Annotated in this window: 8 protein-coding genes and 1 pseudogene; 6 read left to right on the top strand and 3 right to left on the bottom strand. The window is 76.0% G+C overall.

Annotated elements, in window-relative coordinates; all coding sequences use genetic code 11:
- Positions 1 to 175 precede the first annotated feature (175 nt).
- From P3H78_RS11435 to P3H78_RS11455, 5 genes are all read left to right on the top strand, one after another.
- Entirely contained in the window at positions 176 to 691 is a 516-nt protein-coding gene (locus tag P3H78_RS11435; protein WP_276108770.1) for an Asp23/Gls24 family envelope stress response protein, read from the top strand.
- A gap of 145 nt (positions 692 to 836) precedes the next feature.
- Entirely contained in the window at positions 837 to 1,022 is a 186-nt protein-coding gene (locus tag P3H78_RS11440; protein WP_276108771.1) for a hypothetical protein, read from the top strand.
- Complete coding sequence (locus P3H78_RS11445) at positions 1,019 to 2,536, top strand: DUF6286 domain-containing Asp23/Gls24 family envelope stress response protein (protein WP_276108772.1); 1,518 nt, start codon at positions 1,019 to 1,021, stop codon at positions 2,534 to 2,536. Before P3H78_RS11440 ends, P3H78_RS11445 begins: the two co-directional genes overlap by 4 nt.
- Positions 2,536 to 3,117: a hypothetical protein gene (locus P3H78_RS11450; protein ID WP_276108773.1), complete on the top strand. Its 582-nt coding sequence runs from the start codon at positions 2,536 to 2,538 to the stop codon at positions 3,115 to 3,117. Before P3H78_RS11445 ends, P3H78_RS11450 begins: the two co-directional genes overlap by 1 nt.
- On the top strand, positions 3,107 to 4,048 hold the full coding sequence (locus tag P3H78_RS11455) for a YihY/virulence factor BrkB family protein (RefSeq protein ID WP_276108774.1): 942 nt from the start codon (positions 3,107 to 3,109) through the stop codon (positions 4,046 to 4,048). Before P3H78_RS11450 ends, P3H78_RS11455 begins: the two co-directional genes overlap by 11 nt.
- A gap of 184 nt (positions 4,049 to 4,232) precedes the next feature.
- Here the strand turns inward: P3H78_RS11455 and P3H78_RS11460 are convergent, their stop codons facing one another.
- Positions 4,233 to 5,033 (bottom strand): 3-hydroxybutyrate dehydrogenase, encoded by an 801-nt coding sequence (locus tag P3H78_RS11460; protein ID WP_276108775.1) that lies wholly within the window; start codon positions 5,031 to 5,033, stop codon positions 4,233 to 4,235.
- 107 nt (positions 5,034 to 5,140) lie between these two features.
- Positions 5,141 to 5,893 (bottom strand): acetoacetate decarboxylase, encoded by a 753-nt coding sequence (locus tag P3H78_RS11465; RefSeq protein WP_276108776.1) that lies wholly within the window; start codon positions 5,891 to 5,893, stop codon positions 5,141 to 5,143.
- Positions 5,894 to 6,042: 149 nt separating this feature from the next.
- Here P3H78_RS11465 and P3H78_RS11470 point away from each other — a divergent pair, with 149 nt between their 5' ends.
- Positions 6,043 to 6,894: a LysR family transcriptional regulator gene (locus P3H78_RS11470; protein WP_276108777.1), complete on the top strand. Its 852-nt coding sequence runs from the start codon at positions 6,043 to 6,045 to the stop codon at positions 6,892 to 6,894.
- 238 nt (positions 6,895 to 7,132) lie between these two features.
- Here P3H78_RS11470 and P3H78_RS11475 read toward each other — a convergent pair.
- Positions 7,133 to 7,312, bottom strand: a pseudogene (locus tag P3H78_RS11475) (cytochrome P450); the annotation flags it as partial.
- Positions 7,313 to 7,689: the final 377 nt, after the last annotated feature.

Consider the following 7,689-nt stretch of genomic DNA (forward strand, 5'->3'; position numbering starts at 1 on the left):
AGTTGCTCCGAGCGGGCGTCCCCCGCCCGTCACCCGTCCGGCGGACCCGGCGGCTGGCGGAGGCATTTCCGGGAACGTGCGTCACAGCCGCCGCCGGGCGGTGTCTGTCCCAGTGACAGAGGTTCACCGGTTCACCGCGCTCGCCGCAGCGGCGCGTCACGAGAGGACTCACGGCATGAGCACGCAGCAGACCACGGTCGGGAACGCGTCGGTCCCGCAGGCGGAGCGGAGCACGCCGGAGCGGATCACGCCCGGCACCACGGACGTCGCACGCGGCGCCGTCGGTGTCGACGAGCCGGCCGGGACGCGCGGCCGTACCTCCATCGCCGACGTCGTCGTCGTCAAGATCGCGGGCATCGCGGCGCGGGAGATCCCCGGCGTGTACGACATGGGCGGCGGCCTGTCCCGCACCATCGGCGCGGTCCGCGACCGGGTGCCCGGCGGCCGCCCCAACGTGGGGCGCGGCGTGAAGGTCGAGGTGGGCGAGCGGCAGACGGCCATCGACCTCGACCTGGTCGTCGAGTACGGCGTCTCCCTCACCGACGTCGCCACGGACGTGCGCGAGAACGTCATCGGCGCGGTGGAGCGGATCACCGGCCTGGAGGTCGTCGAGGTCAACATCGCCGTCAACGACGTCCACCTGCCCGACGAGGACGGCGGCGCCGTCGCGGTCGAGTCCCGCGTCGCGTAGTCGCACGACAGGGACGGCCCCTCCGTGCGCACGGGCCCCGGTACGGGGCCGGCGTCGACGGGCCGAGCAGGCGCCCACCGGGAAGGGACCGGAACCGGCGCGCGGAGAACCCGGCCCTGCGGGACCGGGCGGGAGGCGGACGAGGATGAGCAGAGCACTGACGGGAATGATCGCGGGGATGGCGCTGGCGTTCGCCGGCTACTTCGGAGGCTTCGGCGCCTTCCTGCTCGTGGGCGCCCTGGGCGCGGTCGGCTACGCGCTGGGGGCGTGGCTGGAGGGCGGCGGCCGTCCGGAGGACCTGCGGGGGATGTTCGAGCGGAGCCGCCGATGACCGGCCCCGCGCAGCGGGGCAGGACCACGGTGTCGGACCGGGCGGTCCGCAGGATCGCCGAACAGGCGGCCGGCGAGGTGCTGCCCGCCTCCGTGCCGCACACCGCCGGCGGCGCGGCGACCGTGCGGGGGAGGCGGGCCGCCGTCGCCCTGCGTGTCGCGCTGCCCTACCCCGTGCCGCTGTCGGAGCTGGTGCAGCGGGTGCAGCGACACGTGGCCGAGCGCACGCGCGACCTGACCGGGCTGACCGTCGGCACCCCCCGGCTCACCGTCACCCGGCTGTCCGCGCCTCCGGCCGGCTCCGGCCTGCCGGGCCCGGCGCCGCGCCCGGCGGGACCCGCTGCGGCCATCCCGGCGGGACGGTCTGCCGGGGACGCGCATGACGCCCGGGACGCGCGTGACGCCCGGGGTGTGCGTGACGCCCGGAGCGTCCGGGACACTCATCCCGATCCCGCGGCACGCGCGACCGACTCGGCCGCGTCCACCTCCGCGGCCTCCGAACCCGGCACCGGCCCCGCCACGGACGCGGCCTCCGGGACCAGTACGGACCCCGCCGCCGACGCCCGTCCGGCGACCGGCGCGGTCTCCGTGACCGGTCCCGACCCCGTGTGCTTCCGTCCGGTGCCCGGCGCGGCCTCCGCGGCCGACCTCGCGACCGACCCCGCGCCCGGCGCGGCGCCCGTCGCCTCGGGCCGGGGAGCGGACGCGAAGGCACAGTCCGGTGGTTCGGTCCCCGGGGCGCCGTCCGCCGACGGCACCCGTCGGCGGTCCGCGGCCCGGGCGCCGCGTCGCCGGTGGTCGGCGCGGCGTGTCCCGACGGCCCTGCTGACGCTGCTCGCGGGCGGGGCCTGCGCCGCCGTGACCGCGGACGTCGTCCGCGTCCACGCGACGCACCACCCGGCCGCCGGGTGGCGGATGCGCGCCGTGGAGTGGCTCTCCGGTCACGGCCCCGGCGACACCCCGGCCGCCGTCGCGGCCGGAGTGATCGCCGTGATCGGCCTCTGGCTGCTGGTCCTCGCGTGCACGCCCGGCCGCCGGGGCCTGCTGACCCTGGACGTGGCCGGACCGGGCTGGACGGCCGCGGTGGACCGGCCGGCCGTCGCCGCGCTCGTGCGGGACGACGTCGGCGACGTGCCGGGCGTCGCGGAGGTGCGTGTCCGCGCGGGCCGCCGCCGTGTCTCGGTGCGGGCGGGCCTCGCCTTCGGCGACCTCGGACCGGCCCGGGAACAGGCCACCGAGGCCGCCCGCCGCGCCCTGGAGGGCTGCCGGCTGCGACGCGCCCCCCGGCTCGCCGTCACCGTCGTACCGGACGCCGTCTGGCAACCCCCCGAGCCCCCGCAGCCCCCTCCGGCGCACGACGGCCTGCGCCCGTCCGCCGCCGGATCCGCCGCCGTCCGTCCGCAGGACGGGAGCGGCCCCGGGGACACCGCGACCGATCCCGCGCACACCCCCGCCGCCCCGTCCGCCGCTCCCTCCGGTGCCCTGCCCGGCACCCGACCGAAAGGCCAGGTCTGATGGCCGAGCCCCGTACCGCCGCCAACCGGGCCGTGCTGGCGGCGAGCGGCCTGGTCCTGCTCGTGGGCGGGGCCTGGGCGGCGACCGCCGGCACTCCGCTCGCACGGCACCTGCTTGCCCGGTGGCCCGCCCCGGCCCCCGGCGGCACTCTGCTCGACCGCGCCGGGCTCGCCGGCCTGCGCGATCACGGCTGGTGGACACCCGCCGTCATCGCGGCCGGTGTCCTTCTGACCGTCCTGTTCGCCCTGTGGTGCCTCGCCCAGGTCCACGTCCGCGCCGGCTCCCGGCTGCCGCTCGCCGCCCCCGGCGGCGCACTGCGGATCAGGGCGCTGGAGGACGCCGTGACCGCGCGCACGGCGGACCTCCCCGGCGTCGACCGCTGCCGCGCCGATCTGTCCGTCCGCCGCCGCCATCTGCGGCTCCGCCTGCATGTTTGGGCCGCTCCGGACGTCGCCCCTGGTACGGTCGCCGAGGCGCTGACCGCCGTGACCGCGGAAGTCGAGCGGGTGGCGGCGCCCTGCACCCTCGACACCCGGGTGCGCCTCCGCCACCGCACCCACCGGATGCCGCATGTCCGCTGACTCCCGTCCCGCCGCCGTCCCCGTCCCCGTCCCCGCTCACGTCACCACGTCCGCGCCGCCCCGCGACCGGGTCCCGTCCCGCGCCGCCACGGCCCGCGCCTGGTGGCCCGCGCTGTGCCGTACCCCTGTGTCGATGTGGAACGACGACATCACCGACTACGCGGCCGCACTGACCTACTACGCCATCCTGGCGGTGCTGCCCGCGCTGCTCGTCGCCGTCCTGGCGTTCGGGCTGATCAGCCCCGGCACCGCCGAGGACTTCGTCGCCAACGTCACCGACTACGCGCCGGGCCAGTCCGGCGCCGAACTCCACGAGGTCCTGGTGCGGACCCTGTCCCGGCAGTCCGCCGCCTGGACCGTGCTGGCCGCGGGCGGGGCGAGCGCCCTGTGGTCGGCGTGCAGCTACCTCGCGGTCTTCCGCCGCGCACTGCACCGCATGCACCGCATCCCCGACGGCCGCTCGCCCTGGCGCAAGGCCCACCGGATCGTGCTCACCGCCCTGGTCCTGCTGGCGCTGCTCATCGTCACCGCTCTGGTGCTCATCCTCAGCGGGCCGCTGGCCGAAGGGCTCGGGCGGCTGCTGCACCTGGACGCCACGGTCGCGCTGCTCTGGAACCTGCTGCGCTGGCCGGTGCTGCTCACGCTGGTCGCCGTCCTCGTCGTGGTCGTCTTCCACACCGGTCCGGTGCCCGCCCGCCGGCGCCGGCACAGCGTGCCGGGCGGGGTCCTGGCCGCGGCGCTGTGGCTGACGGTCTCGGCGGGCTTCGCCCTGTACACGTCCCTCCTGGGCACCTACAGCCGCCTCTACGGCTCCCTCGCCGGCGTAGTCGTCTTCCTGATCTGGCTGTGGCTGTCCAACCTGTCGCTGCTCACGGGCGCGCAGTTCACCGCCGAACTCGGCAAGCGACCCGACCCGGCGCGCCGGACCTGACCGGCACGGAGGCCTGCACCGCACGCGACGGCCGGAGTCCCCTCCCGGCGTGGGAAGGGGCTCCGGACGACGCGCGCCACCGGATCCGTGGGGACGCGCGTCACGGGCCCGCGGGGACGCGCGCCACCGTATCCGTCCGGCACGCGCCGCAGTCGGTACGAAGCGTGCCGCGGCGCCGCCCCGCTCAGCGCGCGGACCATCCACCGTCGACGACGAGCGACGTCCCGGTCATCGCCGAGGTGTGCGGGGTGCACAGGAACGCGGCCGCCTCCGCGATCTCCTCCGGTTCCACCAGCCGCTTCACGGCGGCACGCTCCAGCATCACCTGCTCGACGACCTCCGCCTCCGAGATGCCGTGCACCGCGGCCTGGTCGGCGATCTGCCGCTCCACCAGCGGCGTGCGCACATAGCCGGGGTTCAGGCAGTTGGACGTGACGCCGTGCGGGGCGCCCTCCATCGCGATCACCTTCGACAACCCCTCCAGGCCGTGCTTGGCGGCGACGTAGGCGCTCTTGTAGGCGGAGGCGCGCAGACCGTGCACGGAGGAGACGTGGACGATGCGCCCCCAGCCGCGCCGGTACATGCCCGGCAGCGCCCCGCGCACCAGCCGGAACGGTGCCTCCAGCATGATCCGGAGCATCAGCGAGAACCGCTCGGGCGGGAACTCCTCCAGCGGGCACACGTGCTGGAGGCCCGCGCAGTTGACGAGGACGTCCACCTCGTCCAGGTCCAGGGCGTCCACCGCGTCGAGGTCGGACAGGTCGACGGCGAGCGCCTCGCCACCGGTGGCCCGGGCCACCGCGCCGGCGGCGTCCGCGTCGAGGTCGAGGGCGCGCACCGCGGCGCCGGAGGCGGCCAGGCGCAGGGCGATGGCACGTCCGATGCCGCTGCCCGCACCGGTGACGAGGGCGGTACGTCCGCGCAGGTCGGGCAGGTGGGCGGGGGCCGGTGCCGCCGGCGCGGCGGGGGAGGAGGGGAGGGACACGGTCGAATCCTTCGGGGAGATCACGGAATGGGGGGTGCCGTGTGCGGCCCGGGTTTCCGCGCCCGGGCCGCACGCGGCGGGGCCGCGGCGTGCCGGTGCGCCGGGCGTCACGCGGCCCGTTCGCCGGCGGTCAGGTAGTCGTGGGCGACGGTGGGCGTCGGCAGAGTGAGGTCGGTGAGGATGTGCGACGCGCCCACCACCTCCAGTACCGGCAGGTCCGCCATGGGCGCGAGGGCGTGGGCGAACAGCTGCAGCCGGGCGGGGCCGGTCCAGGCGCCGTGCACGGTCAGGTCGGAGATCTCGATGCGCAGCAGCTCGCAGATGCGGGGCGTCCCGTCGTAGCCGGGGATCCGCTTGAGCATGTAGGTGGGCACGGCCAGTTCGGCGCGGGCGGCCGCGGGGTCCATCGGTGCGTACTTGTAGCCCATGGTCGCGGTCGCCACCCGCAGGCTGCCGTAGTCGAGCGTGCCCACCAGGGTGTCGGAGTCGGTGGACAGGCGCGGCGCGCCGAGCTTCTTGGGATAGCCGCTGCCCTCGCGGCCCAGGGCGATGGCCGGGGCGTTGTCGAGGTACATCGCATGGATGTACTCGGCCTCCTCGCCGTCGTGGCGCACCCGCAGCACCTGGCCGGACTCCGTGTAGTCGCCCAGCCCCGTGCTGTCCGGCATCCGGATCACCTCGAAGCGCACCAGCGGCTCGTCCACCTCCAGCGGCTCCGGCACGACGGCGCGCATCGCGTCGGGGTCCGTGCGGTACGTGATCGTCAGGTACTCGCGCCGGGAGAAGTGGTACGGCCCGGCCGGGAAGGCGGGCCCGTCCAGCGGGGTCGAGGGGGCGCGGAGGATGTCTTCGCTGCGCATGGCGGGTGGTCCGTTTCCTTGACGCGAGTCCGTACCGGGCCGGACCCCCTCGCGCCGGGGGACGGTCCGGCCGTCCGATCTCCGGTGACGCTAGGCGGCCCCGGGGCCCGGGAGAAATGCACCGGACCCTCGATTTATACTTGGTTCGCATGAATACGGAGATGCGGCATCTGCGGTATTTCGTCGCGCTCGCCGAGGAGGAGCACTTCTCCCGGGCCGCGGCCCGCTGCCGCGTCAGCCAGCCCACGCTGACCCGCGCGGTCGCCGCGCTCGAACGCTCCCTCGGAGTGCGCCTGGTGCAGCGCACCACGCGCAGCGTGGCGCTCACCGACGCCGGGCACCGCCTGCACGCCGAACTGACCGAGCTGCTGCCCCGGATGGAGGCCGCCTTCGCCCGGGTCCGCGCCGACGCGGGGCTGCGCCTGGGCTTCACCTGGCTGCTGCCGAGCGGCATCGTCGGGCGCATCCTCACGGACTTCGAGGCAGCCACCGGCGTCCCCGTGGAACTGGTCCGCCGCGACGACCGCCTGGCGGGCGTGGACGTCGGCGCGGTCGACGCCGCGCTGCTGCACGGCACCGTGGACGATCCGGCGCTGGCGCCGGTCCGGCTCCGCTCCGAGGAGCGCGTCGCCGTGGTGGCGCGGGACCACCCCCTCGGGCGGCGCCGGCGGCTGCAGTGGACGGAGCTGGCCGGGCTCCCGCTCGTCGTCAACTCCGTCAGCGGCACGGTCGGCCCCGAGCTCTGGCCGGCGGAGTGCCGGCCCGCGGTCGCGGTGGAGTGCGCCACCTACGACGCGTGGATGGAAATGGTCGCCCTGGGACGGGGGTTCGGCGTCCTGCCCGAGTCGGCGCGCCGCCATCCGCACCCCGGCGTCCGCTACATCTCTCTGGCGGACGCGCCGCCCGTGCCCCTCGTGCTCGTCCTGCCCGCCCGTGCCGCCCACCCCCTCGCCGACGAGCTGACCGCCGCCGCCCGCACCGCCGCCGCGTCGGCCGACTAGTGCTGTGGCCGGAGGGGTTCACCGGCTCGCGGTGCCCGGCACGGCACCTCGCCGCGGTGTCGCCTCACCCGGGTACCTCCCGTACGCGGGCGACGCTCCGCCGTGCGGATGCTCCCCCACAGCCTGAACGGCGTGGGAGGTGCCCCGGCACCGGACGCCGCGGGCTTCCCGGCACACCTGTCCGGCCGCAGCACTGGGGACGGGGCTCGGGCCGGCCGGGGCGGGCCCGGCACTGCTTCACGGGAGTGAACCGCACCGGCAGCGCCTTCGGGCCGCGGGTGGACACGCCCTGCTCGACCGGGTCGAAGCCGTCCGCGAGGCGCAGGTCCGGCATCGCGTCCTGGAGGTGGTTCACCTCCGTCTCGACCTCCGCCTTCGCCGGCAGCGCGCCCACGCAGAAATGCCGGCCGAGGGCGAACAGGGGCTGCTCGTCCCGCATGATGCGGTAGACGTGGTAGGGGTCCGCGGCGAAGTCGGCCGAGAGGGTGTCGGGTACGTGCTGCGCTGCGGACATGGAGCTCCTCGAACGTGGATGCCTGTCGTCGCTCCCAGCCCATGGGCCGCCCGGTGGTCCAAGAAGGCTGTGCCCAGGACGAGTTGGGCTTTTTCACGGATCGTCGCCGAACGCGGTGCGGACGGCGGGCCGGCCCGATTGTCAGTGGTGCGTCCTAGTGCCGCATCAGACAACGTTCGCCTCGTTGTGACGCGCCGTCCGGCTACGGGCCGGGACGGCGCGCGTCGGCCATGCTGTCCTGGTGGCTGAACGGGTTCGGGTGCGGGAGATCGACGACGACG

Source organism: Streptomyces tropicalis (assembly GCF_029269835.1).
GTDB lineage: Bacteria > Actinomycetota > Actinomycetes > Streptomycetales > Streptomycetaceae > Streptomyces > Streptomyces tropicalis.